Origin of the sequence: Actinomycetospora callitridis (assembly GCF_028737265.1) — a bacterium.
GTDB lineage: Bacteria > Actinomycetota > Actinomycetes > Mycobacteriales > Pseudonocardiaceae > Actinomycetospora > Actinomycetospora callitridis.
On the sequence record NZ_JAQZAK010000006.1, the window covers coordinates 217,863 to 236,382 of the forward strand.

Sequence of the window (18,520 nt, forward strand, 5' to 3'; positions counted from 1 at the left end):
AAACGCTTCGAAAACCGAAGCGTTCTCTCCAGGTGAGTCGGGCCCTCACCCCGACAGCCACTGCACCCACGTGCCGTGCGCGTCGACCCAGGCCAGCGGGCGGTGCCCGTCGCGCGCCAGCAGGAACGGGACGGGGCCGGGCGGGGGTGCGGGCAGGTCGGACGGGGGCGGCTGCGGGAGATCGGCGAGGACGGAGGCGGACTCGTTGGCGAACCACACGGCATCGAGCTCGCCGACGGCCCGGGCGAACGCCGCGCGCCGGTCCGGGGGCAGGTAGGTCAGGACGGCGGAGTGGTGGACCACGAGCGTGGCCTCCCGCGGCGCCTGCTCGGCGAGCGCGTGGAGCTCCTCGACGAGATCGCCGCGCACGATCCGCGGCGGGTCCTCGCGAGCGACCGCGGCGGCCGCCTCCAGCCGCTCGACGCGCTCCGGCCGGCCCGGCCACACGAGGCACGCGAGCCAGTGCAGGTCGTCCGGGTCGGCGACGTCGAGCGGGTTCAGGTCGATGCCGGCGCGCCAGACGACGGTCGGCTTCTCGTCGGGCAGTGGCGCCGGACCCCGGACGTCGCAGGTCAGCGCCGGCGTCCCCGGGAGCCGGACGTCCTCGCCGTCGGCGCGCCGGTAGTGGTAGCCGTAGCGGTCGGGATACAGGCACAGCCCGGCGCTCGCGCCGACCTCGAGCAGGGCCAGCGGACCCTCGAGCGCGGCCAGCGCCGGGAGCAACGTGGCGCACCGCGCGTGCTCGTTGGTCTGCGTACGCCGCGCGAGCATCGTCGCGACGACCTCGCCCCGTCGCCCCAGCACGACCTCGCGGAAGGCCGGGTAGTCCGGCTGGACGCCCGCGAGGAAGCGGACGGCGGCGAGCAGCAGGTTGGGCTGGCGCTTCTCGGGCGGGAGCTCTTCGAGGAGGGCCACCACCTCGTGGTCCTCCGCGACGCCATGGGCGAGCTCCTCGTAGAGCGGGCTGCGACCTCGCGCCTGGGAGACGGCGAAGCGACGGTAGTTCTCGGCGACCTCGAGCTCCGGCTCGTTCCCGATCACGGGCGGCAGCTCACCACGCCAACGGCAGGCGGTGCAGGCCGTAGATCAGGGTGCGGTGGCGGAACTCGGGCTCGCCGGCCAGGCGCAGCCCCGGGAAGCGCTGCAGCAGGGCCGGGAACGCCACGCGCATCTCGATCCGCGCCAGCGGGGCGCCCAGGCAGTGGTGGATGCCGTGGCCGAAGGCGAGGTGCGGGGACGGCGGGCGGGAGATGTCGAGCTCCTCGGCGTGCTCGACGACCTCCGGGTCGTGGTTGGCCGCGACCAGCGACGCGATCACCAGCTCGCCGGCCGCCACCGGGTGCCCGCCGAGCGTCGTGTCCGCGACGACGGCGCGCGGGAAGCTCCCGTGCACCACGGTCAGCCGACGCAGCAGCTCCTCCACCGCGCCGTCGACCGCCGAGGGGTCGTCGCGGACCCGGGCCAGCTGGTCGGGGTGCTCGAGCAGCGCGAGCGTGCCCAGCGACAGCATGTTCGACGTCGTCTCGTGCCCGGCGACGAGCAGCAGGTTGCCGATGCCGATGAGCTCGTCGTCGGTGACGTCGTCGGAGTGCTCGCGGATGAGCATGCCGAGCAGGTCGTCGCCCGGGGCCTCGCGGTGCCGGGAGACGAGGCTCGACATGTAGACGCGGGACTCGTCGGCCAGCCGCATCCGCTCGCCCGCCTCGATGGTGCTGTCGAGCTGGCGGGCGCTGCGCTCGGTGAACTCGCCGCGGTCCTCGTACGGCACCCCGAGCAGCTCGCAGATCACCATCGACGGCACCGGCAGGGCGAAGTCGGCGACCAGTTCCGCGGGCGGGCCCGCCTTCTCCATCGCGTCCAGGTGCTCGGTGACGATCTCCTCGACGCGCGGGACCAGGCGCTTCATCCGCTTGACGGTGAACTCGCCGGTGAGCATCCGGCGCAGCCGCGTGTGGTCCGGCGGCTCCTGCCCCAGCAGGTTGCCGGCCTGGCGACGGCGGAACTCGGCGGTGTCGCGGCCGGCCGCCACCAGCGCCGGCGGCGCCGGGACGCGGTCGAGGCGGAAGCGCTCGGGGTCGCCGTGCAGCTCACGGACGTCGGCGTAGCGGGTGACCATCGTCGCCTCGTGCCCGAACGGCGTCGCGACCCGGCGGGTCTCCCCCGCGTCGCGCAGCTCCTCGACCTCGGGCAGCAGCGTGAAGCCGTCGCGCTGCGCGGCCACCTCGCCGGTCCACGCGTGGGTCGCCTGGTCGGTCATCGCGGTCCTCCCGGTGACGGTGGTGGGCCCCCTGCCCTCGATGGTGCTCCCTGGGATCAGGCGCCGCCCGCGTCCTGCCCGGAACCTCCGGAATGCACCCGAACGGCGATCCCGTCGAGATAGGCGTCGACCGCGCGTTCGAGGATCCCCTCCTCGGCCAGGACGTCCTCGCTCTCGAAGCCGCCCTCGTACCAGAGCCGCGTCATCGAGGGGTACCGCTCCTCCTCGAAGTACCGCTCCCAGAACACCGCGTTGATCGACGACCAGTACTCGGCGAGCCCCACACCGGTGCGCCGGACCTGGTCCTGCTCGCTGGTCGAGTCGCGCGCGAGGCCGGTGACCAGCGAGCGCAGGGCGATCGCGGCATTGACCGTCTCCGCCGGGGCGAGACCGATGTCGAGGAACGGGGCGAAGAAGGCGTCCTCCATGCCGAGGACGTGCGGCCCCATCGGCAGGCGGCTCCCGTGGTGGAGGATCCACGGGTGGCGGGCGTAGAGCTCCCACAGCGCCCGGGCCTGGCGGGCCGCGGCGTCGCGCCACGGCTCGCCGGGGTGGGGATACAGGTCGCCCGTGATCTCCGCGAAGGCCGCGTCGATCATCAGGGCGACGAGGCCCTCCCGGCTCTCGACGTGCGTGTAGAGCGCCATCACCCCGACGCCGAGGTCGGCCGCGACCGCGCGCATCGAGAGCTCCTCGAGGCCGGCGGCGTCGGCGCGGGCGAGCGCGGCCGCGACGACCTGCTCGCGCGTCGTCCGCGCCGGCCGGCCCCGTCCCGTCGCGGGACCCCGTCCCCAGAGCAGGTCGAGGTGGTGCTCGTCGCCCATCAGCACTCCCTTGCCTTTCCGGACAGCGTCCGCTTAACCTAGCGCAGGCACTTTCCAGACGTTGTACCGAAAGGATCGCGATGATCCGCACCGAAGACCTGCGCCGCACCTTCCGACGGCGCGGCGCGGTGGTCGAGGCGGTCCGCGGCATCTCGCTGCGGGTCGAGCCGGGCGAGCTCGTGGCCGTCCTCGGCCCGAACGGCGCCGGCAAGTCGACGCTGCTGCGGATGCTGACGACGCTGCTCGGGCCGACGTCGGGCACCGCGGAGGTCGCGGGCATCGACGTCGTCGCCGACCCCACCGGGGTGCGGCGACGGATCGGCTACGTCGGCCAGGGCAACGCCGGCGGTCACAACCACCGCGTGCTCGACGAGCTGATCACCCAGGGCTCCTTCTACGGGCAGACGCGCGCCACGGCCCGCCGACGGGCCGGGGAGCTCATGGACGCCCTCGAGCTGCAGGGCCTCGAACGCCGCACCGTCGCGTCGCTCTCCGGCGGGCAGAAGCGGCGCATGGACGTCGCGATCGGCCTGATGCACCGCCCCGGGCTGCTCTTCCTCGACGAGCCCACCACCGGCATGGACCCGCAGGCCCGCGCCAACCTGTGGGAGCACATCACCCGCCTGCGCGAGGAGCACGACACCACCGTCGTCCTCACCACCCACTACCTCGACGAGGCCGACGCGATGGCCGAGCGGATCGTCGTCGTCGACCACGGCCAGGTCATCGCCGACGCCGGCAGCGCCGAGCTGCGCACGCGCCACGCCGAGGACCGGCTGGTGCTCCAGGTCGACGACCCCGCGGCGGTCGCGGGCCTGGTCGAGGGCTCGCGGGCCCTCGCCGACAGGGTGGAGCTCCGCCTCACCGGCGGCGCCCGGGTGCTGCCCGGCCTGCTCACCCGCCTCGACCGGGCCGGCGTCACCGTGCACTCCGCGCACCTGCACGAGGCGAGTCTCGACGACGTCTTCCTGGCCCTGACCGGCCGCAGCCTGCGCGAGGAAGGAGCCGCGGCATGAGCGTCGATGTCGTCTCGCCCCCGGATGTCGTCGCACCCCGGTCCGGCTTCGTCCACGACACCGCCGCGGTGTTCGTGCGCGAGTTCGCGCTCGTCCTGCGCGACCCGTTCTCGCTGATCTTCTCGCTGCTCCAGCCCCTGGTCTTCCTCGGGCTGTTCGCCCCGCTGCTGGCCGGCTCGCTGTCGGCCGACCAGCTCGGCGGCGAGTCGCCTCTGACGTGGTTCCTGCCCGGCGTCGTCGTGATGATCGCCCTGTTCGGCACCGGGAGCACCGGCGCCAACCTGCTGTTCGAGCTCATGACCGGCAGCTACGAGCGGGTGCTCGCCACCCCGATCTCGCGGGCGTCGATCCTCGTCGGGCGGGCACTCAAGGAGCTCGCCCCGCTCGTCGTCCAAGCCGTGATCATCACGCTGGCGGCCGTCCCGTTCGGCGTGACGTTCTCGCCCGTCGGCGTGCTCGTCGGCCTGGCGATCCTCGGGGTGTTCGGCGTCGGGCTCGGGGCGCTGTCCTACGCGCTGGCGCTGGCGTCGAAGAACCGCGAGTGGCTGTTCTGGGGCGTGCAGCAGACGCTGATCTTCCCGCTGCTGATCCTCTCCGGGATGATGCTGCCGCTCGAGTCCGGGCCGGCCTGGATGCAGACGGCGGCGACGGTGAACCCGCTGACCTACGTCGTGAACGCGGAGCGGGCGGCGTTCACCGGGGCGCTGGGCGACCCGTCGATCCTCTACGGCGCGATCGCCGCCGCGCTGACCTGCGCCGTCGGGCTGGTCGTCGGGATCCGGTCGGTGCTGCGCAGCGCGGGCTAGGGCAACGCGCGGGCGTTCTCCGCGAACCCGGCCCACGGGTCGGCCTTGCGGGCGAGGCGGCGCGGGATCGAGCGGACGTCGTGCTGGTCGGGCGTGACGCGGCCGAGCTCGTCCCACTCCAGCGGCGTCGCGGTCGGTCCGCCCGGGCGGGCCCGCGGCGAGTAGGGCATCACCGCGGTCTGGCCGTAGGCGTTGCGGCCGATGTCGAGGAAGGTCCGGCCGCCGCGGGCGTCCTTGCGCACCTCCGTCGTGAGCTCGTCGGGGTCGTCCACGGCGACGGCCTCGGCGATCTCGATCGCGGCCGCCCGGACGGCCTCCTGGTCCGCGGAGCCGTCCAGCGGCGCGACGACGTGGTAGCCGCGGCTGCCGGTGCTCTGCAGGAAGGCGACGAGGCCGCGGCCCTCGACGGCGTGCCGCACGGCCCGCGCCACGTCCCGGATGCCGGCGAGGTCCTGGCGCTCGCCGGGGTCGATGTCGACGATCAGCCGGTCGGGACGCTCGAGCGCGCCCGCGACGACGTTCCAGCCGTGGAGCGTGACGGTGCCGAACTGGACGAGCCGGATGAGGTCGGCGGTCTCCTCGACCTCCGGGTGGTGCACGACGTCGTCCGCGTCCTTCTTGCGCTCGCGGCGCGGGGTGTCGACGGTGTGCAGGCCCTTCGGCGCGCGCTTCCCGGCGTCCTGCTGGACGAACCCGCCGGCGTCCAGGCCGTCGGGGAAGCGCTGCAGGGTCAGGGGCCGACCCGTCAGGTGCTTCAGGACCGTGGTGGCCACCGATTCCCAGTACCGGGCGAGATCGGCTTTCGTGACGTCCTCGCCGCCCTCGCGGGCGGGCAGGAGCACCTTGTCCGGGTGCGTGACGTCGATGCCGGCGACGGTCGTCATGTCCCGGCGTTTGCCTCCGCGGGGCCGTCGACAAACCTGCTGGTCGTGGACCGCGTCCGGCTCTCGAAGCGCCTGTCCCGCGCCCTGCGCCACGATCCGGGGCGTGTGGGGCTGACGCTCGACGCGCAGGGGTGGGTGTCGCTGGACGCGCTGTGCCGGGCGTTGCAGGTGTCGCGCGCCGACGTCGAGGACGTGGTGGCGCACGGGTCGAAGGCGCGGTTCGAGCTCTGTGGTGATCGCGTGCGTGCCCGCTACGGACACTCGCTGCCCGGCCACGTCGCCCTGCCACCGGCCGCCCCGCCCGACGAGCTGTTCCACGGGACGTCGTCGGTCGTGGTCGACGCGATCCTGCGCGACGGCCTGCTCCCCGGCGGCCGCCAGTACGTCCACCTGTCGCCGGACCCCGACACCGCGCTCACGGTCGGCGCGCGCCACGGGCGGCCGGTGGTGCTCGTGGTGGACGCCCGCGCCGCCGCCGCGGACGGCGTCGTCTTCCGCCGCGGCAACGACGACACCTGGCTGACCGACGCGCTCGACCCCCGCTACCTGCGGCGGGCGTGAGCCAGGACGAGGTCGGCGAGCTGTCGCGGGCGGACGTCGGTGTCGTCGAGGTCCTCGAGCCGGTGCCACCCGGCGGCGAGGCGCGGCTCCTGGCTGACCGGGTCGGCGGCGTCGATGTGGACGGCGAAGACGTGGTTGATCTCGTGGTGCCGGTCCCAGCGGTTCTCCAGCTCGCCCCAGCGCGCGGTGATCGTCGCGCCGACGTCGAGCTCCTCCCGCAGCTCGCGGACCACCGCGTCCTCGGGCGTCTCCCCCGCCTCGACGTGCCCGCCGGGGAAGAACCAGTAGCCGGCGGCCCGCTCCTGCACGAGCAGCAGCGCGCCGTGGTGAAGGACCACGGCCCGGGCGACGAGTTCGGTCACGGGCTCCCTCTCGGTCACGAAAAGGTCACAGCGCCACCGAACGGCACCGGCGCCGTCGGAGACCGGCCTAGCTTCCGCGCCATGAGCGAGCAGGGACGGACGTGGGTCATGGTCCTCACCCTGCTGGTGCTCATGCCGATCGTGGCCCTGATGATCTCCTCAGGCTCGCCCCAGCTCGCCGAGACGGTCTCGCTCACCTCGGGGACGGGTCTCGTCGCCGCGGTGCTCATGGCGACGATCGTCGTCCTCGTCTCGCGGGTGCGCGGCCTGACCCGCGTGCTCGGGGTGGAGGTCGGCGTCGCGCTCCACCGGCGGCTCGGCGTGGCCGTCGTGGGCATCACCGTCACGCACGTCGTGTCCGCCGTCGCGCACTCGCACCGCGGCCTGGGAATCCTCAACCTGTTCGCGGTCGGCCCGCCGATCAAGGTCGGCATCATCGCGGCGGTCCTCATGACCGTGCTCGTGACGCTGCGGCCCCGCGCCACCTCGCGGCGCTACGGGCTGTCCTCCCGCGTCCACGCGGCGCTCGGGGTCACCACGGTGCTGCTGGTCGTCGCCCACGTGGTGCTGTTCGGGCACCTGCCGGAGAACCCGCTGGTGGGGGTCACCCTCGGCGCGCTCGGCGTCGTGCTGGTGGGCGTGGTCGTGCGGCGCTGGATCGCCGTGCCGCTGCTCGACCGCGGCCTGCACGTCGTGTCCGCGGTGCGCCCGGAGTCGTCGGACACCTCGACCGTGGTGCTCACCCCGGCGCGGCGCGCGCTCGACCCCGCGCCCGAGCCGGGGCAGTTCGTGTGGCTGCGGCTGCGGCGCCTGCCCCTCGCCGAGGAGCACCCGTTCACGATCGCGGCCTCGACGCGGGCGGGCCGGCTCGAGCTGACCGTCCGTGACCGCGGGCCGTTCAGCAGCGGTCTCCAGGCCCTCGAGGCCGGGCGGCACGTGTGGGTCGACGGCCCGCACGGCGCCTTCGTGCCGATCGCCGCCACCGACATCAGCGGCGGCGGCCTCGTCCTCATCGCCGGCGGGGTCGGCATCACGCCGATCATGAGCATCCTGCGCGCCCACGCCGCGGCGGCCGATCCCCGCGCCCACGCCCTCCTGCTCGCCGAGCGCGAGAACGAGGCGCTGTTCGCCACCGAGATCCTCGCGCTGTCCCGGCGTCTCGATCTCTCGGTCCTGCGCACCGGCGGACACCGCCTCGATCCCGGCATGCTCCGGGCGGTGCTGCCGACGGGCGTCCCCGAGAGCCACCGGTACTTCGTCTGCGGGCCGCCCCCGCTCGTCGGCGCGGCGCTCGACGGCCTCGGCAGCCTCGGCGTCCCCGCCCGCGCCATCACCACCGAGCGCTTCGGCTGATCGTCCCCGGTGACATCAGGAGCCGGCGAGAGCGCCGAGCTGTCCGAGGATCGTCATGTTGTCCCAGGTCACCCACAGCTCAGCGAGCTTGTCACCCTGCACGCGAAAGACGCCGCCGAAGCTGAACCGGACCTTGCGCCCCGACGCCGGTAACGGGCCGAACGGACCTGTCTGCGTGCCCTCGTAGGTCACCCAGATCCCGGCCCGGTCGCCCTCGACGACGACCTGCTCGAACGTCTGGACGTTGTCCGGGAACCCCGCGGTGTTCGCCCGCAGGAACTCCTTGAAGTCCTCGAGGCTGCGGACGTCGAAGTCCGGGGTCGCCTCGCAGTGCCGGACGAAGTCGGTCGCGACGATGTCGTCGAGCGCCTCGAGCTTCCGCGAATTCATCGCGTCCTCGAGCCGCTGGAGAAGGTCACGGACCTGTGCGGCATCGGGCATGGCGGCGTCCCCCTCGAGGCAGGCGACGGTGTCCCGAGCGGCGTGAATTCGCGCCTCTCCCACCAGAACGCCTGCGGACCGAGTCTCTCGACCTGCGCGAGATCGAGACAAGGACGGCCATGCGTCTGTTCGGGTGGCGGTCCGGAGGGCGTTCACAGGACGAGATGGGGCGCGGGCAGTCGGTGAGGATCCGGCTCCGCGGCAGGCAGGATCAGCCCCTGTCGCGCCTTCGACGACGTCAACCATGAACATGGGCACGTGCAGCGACGCTGGCAGGCGCTCGGGCTCGCCCTCCTGGTCGGCCTGGTCGTCGCCTGCGGCGCCGATCCGGTCGTGACGACCCCCGACCCCGCCGAGCCCGCCGCGCTGCGCGTGATGACCTGGAACGTCCAGACCGGCGCACACGACCCGCCGGAGTGGGCCCCGGTCGTCGCCCAGCTGCGCCCGGATGTCCTCGCCCTGCAGGAGATCTGTACCGCCGACGCCGAGGAGCTCGCCCGGCTCCTGCAGCGCAACCACGGCCTGATCTACGAGGTCGTCCCGGGGCCGATCCGCCCGCCGACCCCCGCCGAGGCCAACGCGTCGGTCAACGCCGCGCTCGGCCCCGCCTGCGACACGGGTCCCGACGACGTGCAGTTCGGCCTGGCCGTGCTCTCGCTCCTGCCCGTGACCGACCCGCGCGTCACGACCTACCCGCCCGACGGGCGCGACGAGCAGCGCGGCTATCTGTCCCTGCAGGTGACGACCCGCGCGAACCGCCCCGTCACCGTCCACACCACCCACCTCGGGCTGGACGGGACGCAGGACGACCAGCTCCGTCGTCTCGCGGCCGACGCGGCCGGGGCGGCGCCCGCCGTGGTGCTCGGCGACCTCAACCTCATCGCATCCCAGCCCGAGCTCGCGCCCCTGCGCCAGGGATTCACCGAGGTCGACCCCGACGCCCGGCTCGCGACGAGCCTGCTCGGCAAGATCGACTACATCTTCGTGCGCGGGCTCGTCCCCGTCGGCGAGCCCGAGGCGCCGGAGGTCACGGCGTCCGACCACCGCCCGCTCGTCGCGACCCTGCGCCTGTCGTGACCACCGCCGGCCGTTTCGTCGTCCAGCGCCACCACGCCTCGACGCTGCACTTCGACGTCCGGCTGGAGATCGACGGCGTGCTGGTGTCGTGGGCCGTGCCGAAGGGGCCGTCGACCGATCCGGCCCATCGCCGTCTCGCCAAGCGCGTGGACGACCACGCGCTCGGCCACATCGACGTCGAGGGCCGGCTCGGCACCGGCACGGTCATCGTCTGGGACACCGGCACCTACGAGATGCGGACCGAGGGCGCCGCGGCCGAGGCCCTCGCGAACGGCCACCTCACCGTCGAGCTGCACGGCCTGAAGCTCGCCGGCGGCTACGCGTTCCTGCGCACGGGCGGCGACGACTGGTTGATGATCAAGACCAACGACGAGGCCGCCGATCGTGGCCGGGACCCGGCCCGGGACGAGAACACCTCGGTGCTCACCGGGCGCACGAACGACGACTACGCCTGAGCCGCCGGCACCGCCGTGGCCAGGACCTCCCGGAGCGGCGTCGCCGGCCTGCCGAGCAGGCGGGGCAGCGTCGGGTCGACCGCGGCGAAGTCGCCGCGCCGGCTCGCGGCGAACAGCCCGACGAGCATGTCCGCAGCCGGCTCCGGTGCGCCGTGGCCGACCAGCTCGGCGCGGTAGTCCGTGTCGGACACCACGACACGACGAATTGGGCGGCCGGCGGTCTCCGAGGCCATCGCGGCGACCTGCTCCATCGTGAGCGCCTCCGGGCCTGTGAGCGGCGGGGTGAGCCCGTCGAACTCGTCGCCCGTCAGCGCCAGCGCCGTGACGTCGGCCAGGTCGCCGTGCGTGGTCCACGCGACGGGCCCGTCCTCGGGCACCCGGAGTTCCCCGGTGTGCCATGCGCCCTGGAGGAGCCTCGGCACCGTGGAGGCGTAGAAGCCGTTGCGCAGCGACGTGAACGGCGCCCCGCACGTGCGGAGGACCTCCTCGTTGGCGGCGTGCTGGGGCATCGGCGGGAACGGTGAGTCCGGCCGGGCGCCCGCGTGGCTGGTGTAGAGCACGCGCTCGGCGCCCGCCGCGACGGCGGCCTCGATCGCTGCACGGTTCTGCCGCAGCCCCTCCTCGCCGAGCGTGTTCGCCGACACCACCAGTACCCGCGCCGCCCCCTCGAACGACGCGACGAGGCTCGACGGCTCGGCGTAGTCGCCGCGGCGCACCCGTACACCGCGCTCCGCGAGATCCCGCGCCTTCCCCGGGTCGCGGACGCTCGCGCCGACCTGCTCGGCAGGCACGCGGTCGAGCAGCCGCTCGAGGACGGCGCGGCCCAGCTGGCCGCTCGCTCCGGTCACGACGATCATGAGGACTCCGTTTCCAGTGGTAACGCTCGAACAGTAGCACTGTTGTTAGCAGTGGAAGCGCGTTCGCGCTATCGTCGGAATCGTGGAGACCGAGGGCGGGGCGGACGGCCCGCGCGAGCGGATCGTCGCGGCAGCGCTGCGCCTGCTCGAGGAGGACGGCGCGGACGCGGTCTCGACCCGCGCGGTCAGCGCCGCGGCCGGCGTCCAGGCGCCGACCATCTACCGGCTCTTCGGCGACAAGCAGGGCCTGCTCGACGCCGTCGCCGCGCACGGCTTCGCGTCCTACCTCGCCACCAAGACCGCCACCGAGCCGGGCGACGATCCGGTGCAGGACCTGCGCGAGGGCTGGGACCTGCACGTCGGGCTCGGCCTCGCCCACCCCGCGCTCTACCGCCTGATGTACGCCCGCACCGGCCCGGGCTCGCCGGCCGCGACCGCCGCCGTCGACGTCCTCGCCAAGCACATCGGGCGGATCGCCGAGGCCGGACGCCTGCGCGTGCCCGAGGACCGGGCCGTCGGCCTCGTCCGGGCCGTCGGCGAGGGCACGACGCTGACGCTCATCGCCACGCCCGAGGGCCAGCGCGACCCGCTCCTCGCGACGTCCGCGCGCGAGGCCGTCATCGCCGCGATCACCACCGACGCGCCCGCCCTCCCCGACCCCGGCCCCGTTCCCGCGGCCGCCGCCCTGCGCGCCGCCCTGCCGGACGTCGACACCCTCAGCGCGGCGGAACTCGGTGTCCTGCGCGAGTGGCTCGACCGCATCACCGGAGCCTCCGACCGCCGCTGACGTCGGTACACACCGGACGACGACCGGCAGCGGTCACCCGTCAGGCCAGCACGAGGTCGGCGAAGTAGTAGCTGCCGGTGTCGACGTCCGCGGGGTCCGGGAGCCGATCGATCAACGTCGCGGACTTCCCTTCGGCACGACGACGCGCGACGACCTCTCGGTGCAGCGCGACCACCCTCCACGGGCGTCGCATCGGCCGCGCCTTGGGGTTGTCGACGCCGAACATCGGCATCCTCGCGGGCTCCACGTAGACGAAGCCCTCGATGTAGACCGGTCGGTCGGGCAGCGGATGGTCGGCCGCGGTGCCGTGGAGCAGGAACCCTTGTCCGCAGGTGTCGACCCGCAGCTGCCCGTCCTCAGGGCCGGGAGCCGACTCCCGCCGGAGAAGCCCTCGCGTCACCGACCAGCAGTCGTCATCGGTGATCAAGTACTCCATGCCGTCGTCCGCCGCCTCCACGACGTTCCAGTCGTCGATCGACACGGCGAGCTCGCAGACGTCCCCGGTCGCCATCGAGGGGATCAGCCCTTCCATCAGGAGGAGCGCGAACACCTGCGCCCTCACCCGGCCGAGTGGGGGAGTCTCGTCCAGCTCCTCCGCCGTCGGCATCTCCTCCGCGGTCGACATCGCCACCGCCTCCTTCTGTCCTCGGGTCGTCATCTGGTTCTGACTCCCGCGGGCGCCGAGCGGTTCCTTCCATTTTCGGTCGACTCGCTCCGGTTGGGCACGCTGGACCCATGACCGTCGACTACGGCCCCCACGGATCGAGCCTGCGCGACCTGCCGCGGCTGCGGCGCACGCGACGGCGGCGCTCGTCGAGCTGGGACCGCACCGGGGGCAACGACGACCGCGCCAGCCTCCGCCCCGGCGAGACCGCGACGATGCTCGACGTCGCCGGAGCCGGCGTCGTCACCCACGTCTGGATGACCATCGCCGCACCCCGCTCACTGCGCCGGCCGCTCGGCGGGACGGACGACCTGCTGCGCCGTCTCGTCCTACGCGCCTGGTGGGACGGCGAGGAGCACCCGAGCGTCGCCGTCCCGCTCGGCGACTTCTTCGGCGTCGGCCACGGCCGCACCACCAACTTCGTGTCGCTGCCGCTGCAGATGAGCCCCGAGGACGGCAAGGCGTTCAACTGCTGGTTCGCGATGCCGTTCGGGTCCGGGGCACGGATGGAGGTGACGAGCGAGGTCGACGACGCGGACGTCGTCGTCTACTTCTACGTCGACTACGAGGAGCTCGACTCGCTCGACGCGGACATCGGGCGCTTCCACGCCCAGTGGCGCCGTCAGAACCCGACCGCGGGTGTGCGCCCCGGCCCGTCCAACGCCGCCTACCAGTTCGGCGGCACGAACCTGACAGGCCGTGACAACTACACGATCCTCGAGGCCGAGGGCCACGGGCATTACGTCGGCTGCGTGCTGAACATCCAGAACCGGCGCCGCACCCGGAAGTGGAACTGGTACGGCGAGGGCGACGACATGATCTTCATCGACGGCGACGAGTGGCCGCCGACCCTGCACGGGACCGGCACCGAGGACTACGTCAACACCGCCTGGTGCCCGACGCAGACCTACTCCGCGCCGTACCACGGGGTCACCCTCGCGGGCGGGAAGAACTGGCGCGGCCCGGTCAGCCTCTACCGATTCCACGTCGAGGACCCGGTCGTCTTCGAACGCTCGATCCGCGTCAGCATCGAGCACGGGCACGCCAACAAGCGCAGCGACGACTGGTCGTCGACGGCCTACTGGTACCAGGCCGAACCCCACCGCCCGTTCGAACTGGCGCCGGTGGAGGATCGCCTGACGGGTCCGTGAGCCGGACGTCACTGTCCACTTGGCCAGGGTCACACCCCTCCGCACTGGCAGGACCAGCCCTGCACCTCGCACCATCGGTCATCCGTCCACGGAGGTACGCCTTGAACGACCAGGAGCGTTACGACCGCTTCCTCTCTGCCCTCGGTTTCCGCGCCAACCTCGACGGGACCCCGTCCGGTGGCGTGGACCTGATCGACCTCGACGGCGAGCCCGTCGACCCCGCCGTGCGGCTGCACGTGTGCCCCGAACGGCTGGCCGCCCACGTGTGCGACGAGCAGGGCGTCGCCCCCGGCGCCCACCCGTCGCTGGATGACGAGCCGGACGAGCTCGACGACCCCGAGGCCGCCTGCCTGCAGACCCTGCTCGCCCAGATCGAGGAGGCGATCCTCGTCCGCGAGCCGGGCAAGGACCACCTCGTGCTCGTCGACGGCGGCGTGCGGGCCGTGTCGGAGGACCAGGTCCCGGCCTGACCCTCGGTCTGCCCGACGCCTCCTGGCCGTGACCCCGCCAGGGGCGCAGCGGCGTGACACGCTAGCTCTCACACGGCGTCGGGAGCGGCATGGTCGAGGAGAACGGACCACCGATCGCTCGCGTGGCGTCCCTCACCGTCTTCCCGATCAAGAGCTGTGCGGGGATGGCGGTCGACCGCCGCGAGGTCACGACGACCGGGCTGGTCGGCGACCGGCAGTTCATGGTGATCGGCCCCGACGGCCGGTTCAAGACCCAACGGCGCCATCCCCTCCTCGCGACGGTGCGGCCGCACCTCGACGGTGACCGCCTCACCCTCGCCGCGGACAGCCGCGAGCAGTGCTCGGTCGACATCGTCAGCGATGGCCCGCGGCGCCAGGTCGAGATCTTCGGTAAGGACCATCCCGCGCTCGATCAGGGCGACGAGGCCGCTGCCTGGTTCTCCGACGTGCTCGGGGTGGAGAGCCGGCTCGTCGGCGTCACGCCCGAACACCACCGGCCCACCGACGGCCTCGTGCCCGGACTCTCCGGCTGGGCCGACAGCGGCTCGCTCCTGCTGCTCTCCCGCGCCGCGGCCGACGACCTCTCCGACCGCGCTGCCGAACGCACCGGCGAGCCGATCCCCCTCGAGCGCTTCCGCGCCAACGTCGTCCTCACCGACTGCGCGGCCCACGCGGAGGATTCGCTCGACCGCGTCCTTCTCGGGAGCACTCACCTGGCGTTCTCGAAGCAGGCCGTGCGCTGCGCCGTGGTCACCGTTGACCAACGCTCCGGCGAGCGCTCCGGCCCCGAGCCGCTGGAGACCCTCGCGACCTACCGCCTCACCGACAAGGGCGTCGTGTTCGGGGCGAAGTACACGGTGCTGGTGCCGGGTGAGGTCGCGGTCGGTGATGAGCTGCGCCTAGCGCCGGTGACGTCCCAACAGACTGCTGACTCGTAGCGACCCGCCGCGCCGCTCGGCACGGCTCTGCGGCGGGGTGTTGCCTGGCGCGTCGCCGGGAGGCACGTCGTTCGGCCGAGAGACCATGACGACGATGCCCGAAGATCTGACGAAGACCCGGCAACAGACCGAGATCGGCGAGGGTCTCGCCGTGGGCTGCCTGGTCGCGGGGGTCAACGCGATCAGCTCGACCGCCCCGCTCGACACCGCGCTGACGACCGCCTTCGACTCGTGGCCGTGGGTCTCGCGCTACCCGGCGGCCCGCCGTCACCCGAGACTCGCCGAGATCCTGCAGCGCAGCTCCGGGCGCCGCGGGAGCCGCATCGCGCGGTGGAGCTCCTCCAGCGGGCTCTTCGTGCCCCAGCTCTGCGACGACGAGTGGGACCTACCCGCAGCCTGCGTCCAGCTCGAGGAGGCGACGGCCATCCCCGCGCGACGGTGGTGCGAGCTCGCCGCGGCGTTCCTCGAGGGCCTCGAGCCCGTCTACGTGTGGCGGGCCCACCCCATCGATCCGCTTGACGACATGTGACTCGGACACCCGCTGAACGGTCTTCCTCCTAAGCAGTGTCAACGGCGCCAGCCTGAAGCAGAGACTGCGGCATCGGCCGATCGAGACGCCAGGTGATCGATATCGGGCGCTCGCCCGCGTGCTCTACGGCAGAGGCCGTCCCGAGGCAGAGGAACGGCGCGGACCCGAACTCGTCGGCGCGCGTCGCCCTCACGAACAGCACGACGTTGCTCGCTCCCTTGATGTAGCGCTGACCCATCGGCGACGCGAGCGCTGTGGCGTTCTGCGACTCCCAGTGGAAGAGGTCCGCCGAGATCGGATAGTCCCGATACCTCGTCGATGGTGCGAAGTCCTTTTCCTCCTTGTGCAGAGTGACCAACAGCGCGTCCACGTTCGTCGCCTCCGAGTACACGACTCCGGCGGCCTGCCCACGCGTCTTGCGTGTCCCGTCTGCCCAACCGATACCCGCCAAGACCTCATCGCGCCGATAGGTGCAATGCGACTGAAGCGAGACGCCCGGGACACCGAGGCCCCTCGGGACCATCCGCGCCCGATCCGCGGCGAGCGCCATCAGGGTGCCCAACTCCTCGACAACAGCCGGGTGCGTGCGCAGCGTCCGCAGCGCCTCCTCGAAGGAGGCATGGCGACCGAGGTCCGGCCAGATCGTGTAGACGAGCATCCGCGCGAGGGCCTGGTCGTCCGGCGACAGCGAGGGGAAGGCCGGACCCTCAGGACTCAACAACTCACTGTATGTGGCGGCGCGACCTGGATCGTCCACGTGAATCAGGCTCGCGACCCGCCGGAGCAGTTCGTCCTCCCGATGACCCCCGGGTTTCGTCGCGAACCCGGCCTCCCTCCGCAAGCCGGTCCAGCTGACCCCAGCCACGCGACCGTAGACATCGGCGAGCTCCTGCCCGCTCGCCTGGAGGTAGTCCTCGAGCGACAGGTCGCCATGCGACCGGACGTCCTGCACCAGCGCCTTCCGGCCGCCCTTCAGGCCCTGGCGCACGTTCTCGAGGACAACCCCCTCCGCGACACGATCGAGAATCAACCGCGAACCAGAAGGGAGGAACGGGAAGCCATCCTCGATGTCGCGAACGAGCCCGGCACGGGTCGATCCGGTCAGCGCGCGATAACGGACGTCGAAACGGAACTCACGGCGATGCTGCCCGATGAAGTCGAGAACGGTGAGCACCGCTTTCCCGGGCGCTCTCCGAAGCCCGCGGCCGAGCTGCTGAAGAAAGATCGTCGCGCTCTGAGTGGGCCGTAGGAACAGGACGGTGTCGACCGTCGGGAGGTCGACGCCTTCGTTGTAGAGATCGACGGTGAACAGGCACGCGACTGCGCCCGAGCGAAGGTCGGCCGCCGCCTGGTCGCGCTCGACCGACGCGGTCCCACCGTGCACCGCCCGTGACCGGATGCCGGCCTCGCTGAACTTCCGCGCCATGTACTCGGCATGCGCCACCGAGACACAGAAGCAGAGGGCACGTACCCGCCGGGGATCAGCCACCCGATCATGGAGGGCGTTGAGGACGATCCGTGTACGAGCGTCGTTGCCGGTGTAGAGCTGATCGAGGGCTTCGGTGTCATAGGAGCCGCGCTTCCATTCGAGCGCTCTGAGGTCAGTGTTGTCCGCGACGCCGAAGTAGTGGAATGGACACAGCAGGTCCTGCTCGAGGGCTTCCCCGAGACCGATCTCGACGGCTGTGCGGCCGCCGAAAAATTCCCGCACGTCGACGCCGTCGGCGTGGTCGGGCGTGGCGGTCAAACCGAGGAGTTCGCTCGCCTCGAGCTTCCCGAGCAGCGCGCGGTACGAGGGCGCCTCTGCATGATGAAACTCGTCAATCACAGCCACGTCATACGCCGGAAGATTTACCTCGCGGAGCGACTGAACGGAAGCAAATACGTGCTTCCACCGGCTAGGGCGCTGACCACCGACGAGCAGCTCACCGAACGCCCGTCGCCCAACACCTCGCGGTAGGTGCGCTGTGCCTGCTCGAGCAGTTCCCGACGATGCGCGACGAACAGCAGGCTCTTCTCGCTGCCGCCGAGCCCCCGGTAGTCGAGAGCGGCCACGACTGTTTTGCCCGTACCGGTCGCGGCGACGACGAGGTTGCGGTGCCGGTCGTGCACGGTGCGCTCGGCCTCGAGGGCTTCGAGGATGCGCTCCTGGTGCGGGCGCGGCCGGACCTCGAGCCCCGAGAGGACCAAGCTTGATGAACCCGCGCCCGCCTGGGCGCCAAGCGCGCGGTCGAGAAGTTCGGCGTCGCGGTCTGGGTCATAAGGCCGGAACTCCGGGTTGTTCCAGTAGGTGTCGAAGGTGGCCTCGAACTTGCGGACCAAGGTCGGCGTGGCGACCGAGGAGATGCGGACGTTCCACTCCAGCCCGTCGACCAACGCGGACTTCGACAGGTTGGAGCTCCCGACGTACCCCGTGTCGAACCCGCCGTCTCGCCTGAACAGCCAGGCCTTCGCGTGCAGCCGCGTTGACTGCTCCTCGTACCGGATACGAACCTCGGCGCCGTAGCGCCGGACTAGCTCGTCGATGGCGCGCCGTTCAGTACCGCCCAAGTACGTCGTGGTGATGACCCGCAGCGGCACGCCGCGTTCGCGCAACGCCGTGAGCTGCTCGGAGAGAAGGCGCGTGCCATGAAACTTGACGAACGCGCACAGCAGGTCGACTCGGTCGGCACTCGCAAGTTCAGCGTTCAGCTCCGCACCCAGACTGGGTTCGTCCGGCGTGTTGGTCAGCAACGCCGTTTCCGACAGCGGCACTGTCGGTCGGACGACCCGATGAACGCCGGGGGCCACCGCCACAGCAAGCAGCTGCTCCAAGGCCACGACAGCGTCCTCGCCCTGGTTCTGGTTCACCATGTCGACGATCCCGTTGACAAGATCCCGACGACGGTCGTCATTCGCCTGGTCGGACAGTGCACGGCGGACGACCTCAGCGACGTGCCGGGCGAGAACGTCAGGCGCGCTCGCCTTATCAATCGCGTCGAATCGGGCGGCGCCGTCCGGCAGACCACGCAGCCGGCGTTCGAGACCCCTAGTGCGTAGTAGTTCGTACAGCCCGTCGTCGACTCCCCCATCCACGACGGCAGAGTGG

Annotated in this window: 21 protein-coding genes; 11 read left to right on the plus strand and 10 right to left on the minus strand. The window is 72.2% G+C overall.

Annotation, left to right across the window (positions count from 1 at the left end; all coding sequences use genetic code 11):
* Positions 1 to 45: 45 nt before the first annotated feature.
* The 3 genes from PH191_RS19990 to PH191_RS20000 are packed head-to-tail and all read right to left on the minus strand — an operon-like array spanning position 46 to position 3,081.
* Positions 46 to 1,041 (minus strand): DUF2332 domain-containing protein, encoded by a 996-nt coding sequence (locus PH191_RS19990; RefSeq protein ID WP_274196375.1) that lies wholly within the window; start codon positions 1,039 to 1,041, stop codon positions 46 to 48.
* Between the two features lie 10 nt (positions 1,042 to 1,051).
* Complete coding sequence (locus PH191_RS19995; RefSeq protein WP_274196376.1) at positions 1,052 to 2,257, minus strand: cytochrome P450; 1,206 nt, start codon at positions 2,255 to 2,257, stop codon at positions 1,052 to 1,054.
* 56 nt (positions 2,258 to 2,313) lie between these two features.
* The gene (locus PH191_RS20000; RefSeq protein WP_274196377.1) at positions 2,314 to 3,081 is read right to left on the minus strand and encodes a TetR/AcrR family transcriptional regulator; all 768 of its coding nucleotides are present in this window, start codon (positions 3,079 to 3,081) and stop codon (positions 2,314 to 2,316) included.
* 80 nt (positions 3,082 to 3,161) lie between these two features.
* On the opposite strand from PH191_RS20000, the gene PH191_RS20005 reads away from it, so the two are divergent.
* Together PH191_RS20005 and PH191_RS20010 are read left to right on the plus strand one after the other, a co-directional pair.
* Positions 3,162 to 4,097, plus strand: coding sequence for an ABC transporter ATP-binding protein (locus PH191_RS20005; protein WP_274196378.1), 936 nt, complete (start codon positions 3,162 to 3,164; stop codon positions 4,095 to 4,097).
* Complete coding sequence (locus PH191_RS20010; RefSeq protein ID WP_274196379.1) at positions 4,094 to 4,903, plus strand: ABC transporter permease; 810 nt, start codon at positions 4,094 to 4,096, stop codon at positions 4,901 to 4,903. The genes PH191_RS20005 and PH191_RS20010 overlap by 4 nt, the downstream gene beginning before the upstream one ends.
* On the opposite strand, the gene PH191_RS20015 is transcribed toward PH191_RS20010, so the two are convergent.
* Positions 4,900 to 5,787 (minus strand): DNA polymerase domain-containing protein, encoded by an 888-nt coding sequence (locus PH191_RS20015; protein WP_274196380.1) that lies wholly within the window; start codon positions 5,785 to 5,787, stop codon positions 4,900 to 4,902. The genes PH191_RS20010 and PH191_RS20015 overlap by 4 nt on opposite strands.
* A gap of 45 nt (positions 5,788 to 5,832) precedes the next feature.
* Here PH191_RS20015 and PH191_RS20020 point away from each other — a divergent pair, with 45 nt between their 5' ends.
* Positions 5,833 to 6,348: an RNA 2'-phosphotransferase gene (locus PH191_RS20020; RefSeq protein WP_274196381.1), complete on the plus strand. Its 516-nt coding sequence runs from the start codon at positions 5,833 to 5,835 to the stop codon at positions 6,346 to 6,348.
* On the opposite strand, the gene PH191_RS20025 is transcribed toward PH191_RS20020, so the two are convergent.
* The gene (locus PH191_RS20025; RefSeq protein WP_274196382.1) at positions 6,330 to 6,710 is read right to left on the minus strand and encodes an NUDIX domain-containing protein; all 381 of its coding nucleotides are present in this window, start codon (positions 6,708 to 6,710) and stop codon (positions 6,330 to 6,332) included. The genes PH191_RS20020 and PH191_RS20025 overlap by 19 nt on opposite strands.
* An 81-nt stretch (positions 6,711 to 6,791) precedes the next feature.
* Here PH191_RS20025 and PH191_RS20030 point away from each other — a divergent pair, with 81 nt between their 5' ends.
* On the plus strand, positions 6,792 to 8,063 hold the full coding sequence (locus PH191_RS20030) for a ferredoxin reductase family protein (protein WP_274196383.1): 1,272 nt from the start codon (positions 6,792 to 6,794) through the stop codon (positions 8,061 to 8,063).
* Positions 8,064 to 8,078: 15 nt separating this feature from the next.
* Here PH191_RS20030 and PH191_RS20035 read toward each other — a convergent pair whose 3' ends face one another.
* Positions 8,079 to 8,504 carry an ester cyclase gene (locus PH191_RS20035; protein WP_274196384.1) on the minus strand — a complete coding sequence of 142 codons (426 nt, stop codon included), beginning with the start codon at positions 8,502 to 8,504 and terminating at the stop codon, positions 8,079 to 8,081.
* 258 nt (positions 8,505 to 8,762) lie between these two features.
* Here PH191_RS20035 and PH191_RS20040 point away from each other — a divergent pair, with 258 nt between their 5' ends.
* Both PH191_RS20040 and PH191_RS20045 read left to right on the plus strand, forming a co-directional pair.
* The gene (locus PH191_RS20040; RefSeq protein ID WP_274196385.1) at positions 8,763 to 9,581 is read left to right on the plus strand and encodes an endonuclease/exonuclease/phosphatase family protein; all 819 of its coding nucleotides are present in this window, start codon (positions 8,763 to 8,765) and stop codon (positions 9,579 to 9,581) included.
* Positions 9,578 to 10,036 carry a DNA polymerase ligase N-terminal domain-containing protein gene (locus PH191_RS20045; RefSeq protein ID WP_274196386.1) on the plus strand — a complete coding sequence of 153 codons (459 nt, stop codon included), beginning with the start codon at positions 9,578 to 9,580 and terminating at the stop codon, positions 10,034 to 10,036. The genes PH191_RS20040 and PH191_RS20045 overlap by 4 nt, the downstream gene beginning before the upstream one ends.
* Here the strand turns inward: PH191_RS20045 and PH191_RS20050 are convergent.
* Positions 10,027 to 10,893: an NmrA family NAD(P)-binding protein gene (locus tag PH191_RS20050; protein WP_274196387.1), complete on the minus strand. Its 867-nt coding sequence runs from the start codon at positions 10,891 to 10,893 to the stop codon at positions 10,027 to 10,029. The genes PH191_RS20045 and PH191_RS20050 overlap by 10 nt on opposite strands.
* 82 nt (positions 10,894 to 10,975) lie before the next feature.
* Here PH191_RS20050 and PH191_RS20055 point away from each other — a divergent pair, with 82 nt between their 5' ends.
* Positions 10,976 to 11,680, plus strand: coding sequence for a TetR/AcrR family transcriptional regulator (locus PH191_RS20055; RefSeq protein WP_274196388.1), 705 nt, complete (start codon positions 10,976 to 10,978; stop codon positions 11,678 to 11,680).
* A gap of 40 nt (positions 11,681 to 11,720) precedes the next feature.
* Here the strand turns inward: PH191_RS20055 and PH191_RS20060 are convergent, their stop codons facing one another.
* A complete protein-coding gene (locus PH191_RS20060; RefSeq protein ID WP_274196389.1) occupies positions 11,721 to 12,338 on the minus strand; it encodes a hypothetical protein in 618 nt (205 codons plus the stop codon).
* A gap of 77 nt (positions 12,339 to 12,415) precedes the next feature.
* On the opposite strand from PH191_RS20060, the gene PH191_RS20065 reads away from it, so the two are divergent.
* The 4 genes from PH191_RS20065 to PH191_RS20080 all read left to right on the plus strand — a co-directional run bounded on the left by PH191_RS20065 (position 12,416) and on the right by PH191_RS20080 (position 15,432).
* On the plus strand, positions 12,416 to 13,495 hold the full coding sequence (locus PH191_RS20065; RefSeq protein ID WP_274196390.1) for a glycoside hydrolase family 172 protein: 1,080 nt from the start codon (positions 12,416 to 12,418) through the stop codon (positions 13,493 to 13,495).
* Positions 13,496 to 13,596: 101 nt separating this feature from the next.
* A complete protein-coding gene (locus PH191_RS20070) occupies positions 13,597 to 13,965 on the plus strand; it encodes a hypothetical protein (protein WP_274196391.1) in 369 nt (122 codons plus the stop codon).
* Between the two features lie 122 nt (positions 13,966 to 14,087).
* Positions 14,088 to 14,903, plus strand: coding sequence for an MOSC domain-containing protein (locus PH191_RS20075; RefSeq protein ID WP_274196392.1), 816 nt, complete (start codon positions 14,088 to 14,090; stop codon positions 14,901 to 14,903).
* 94 nt (positions 14,904 to 14,997) lie between these two features.
* Entirely contained in the window at positions 14,998 to 15,432 is a 435-nt protein-coding gene (locus PH191_RS20080; protein WP_274196393.1) for a hypothetical protein, read from the plus strand.
* Between the two features lie 28 nt (positions 15,433 to 15,460).
* Here PH191_RS20080 and PH191_RS20085 read toward each other — a convergent pair whose 3' ends face one another.
* Together PH191_RS20085 and PH191_RS20090 are read right to left on the minus strand one after the other, a co-directional pair.
* On the minus strand, positions 15,461 to 17,356 hold the full coding sequence (locus PH191_RS20085) for a DUF3427 domain-containing protein (RefSeq protein WP_337994085.1): 1,896 nt from the start codon (positions 17,354 to 17,356) through the stop codon (positions 15,461 to 15,463).
* A complete protein-coding gene (locus PH191_RS20090) occupies positions 17,284 to 18,507 on the minus strand; it encodes a DEAD/DEAH box helicase (RefSeq protein ID WP_274196395.1) in 1,224 nt (407 codons plus the stop codon). Before PH191_RS20090 ends, PH191_RS20085 begins: the two co-directional genes overlap by 73 nt.
* Positions 18,508 to 18,520: the final 13 nt, after the last annotated feature.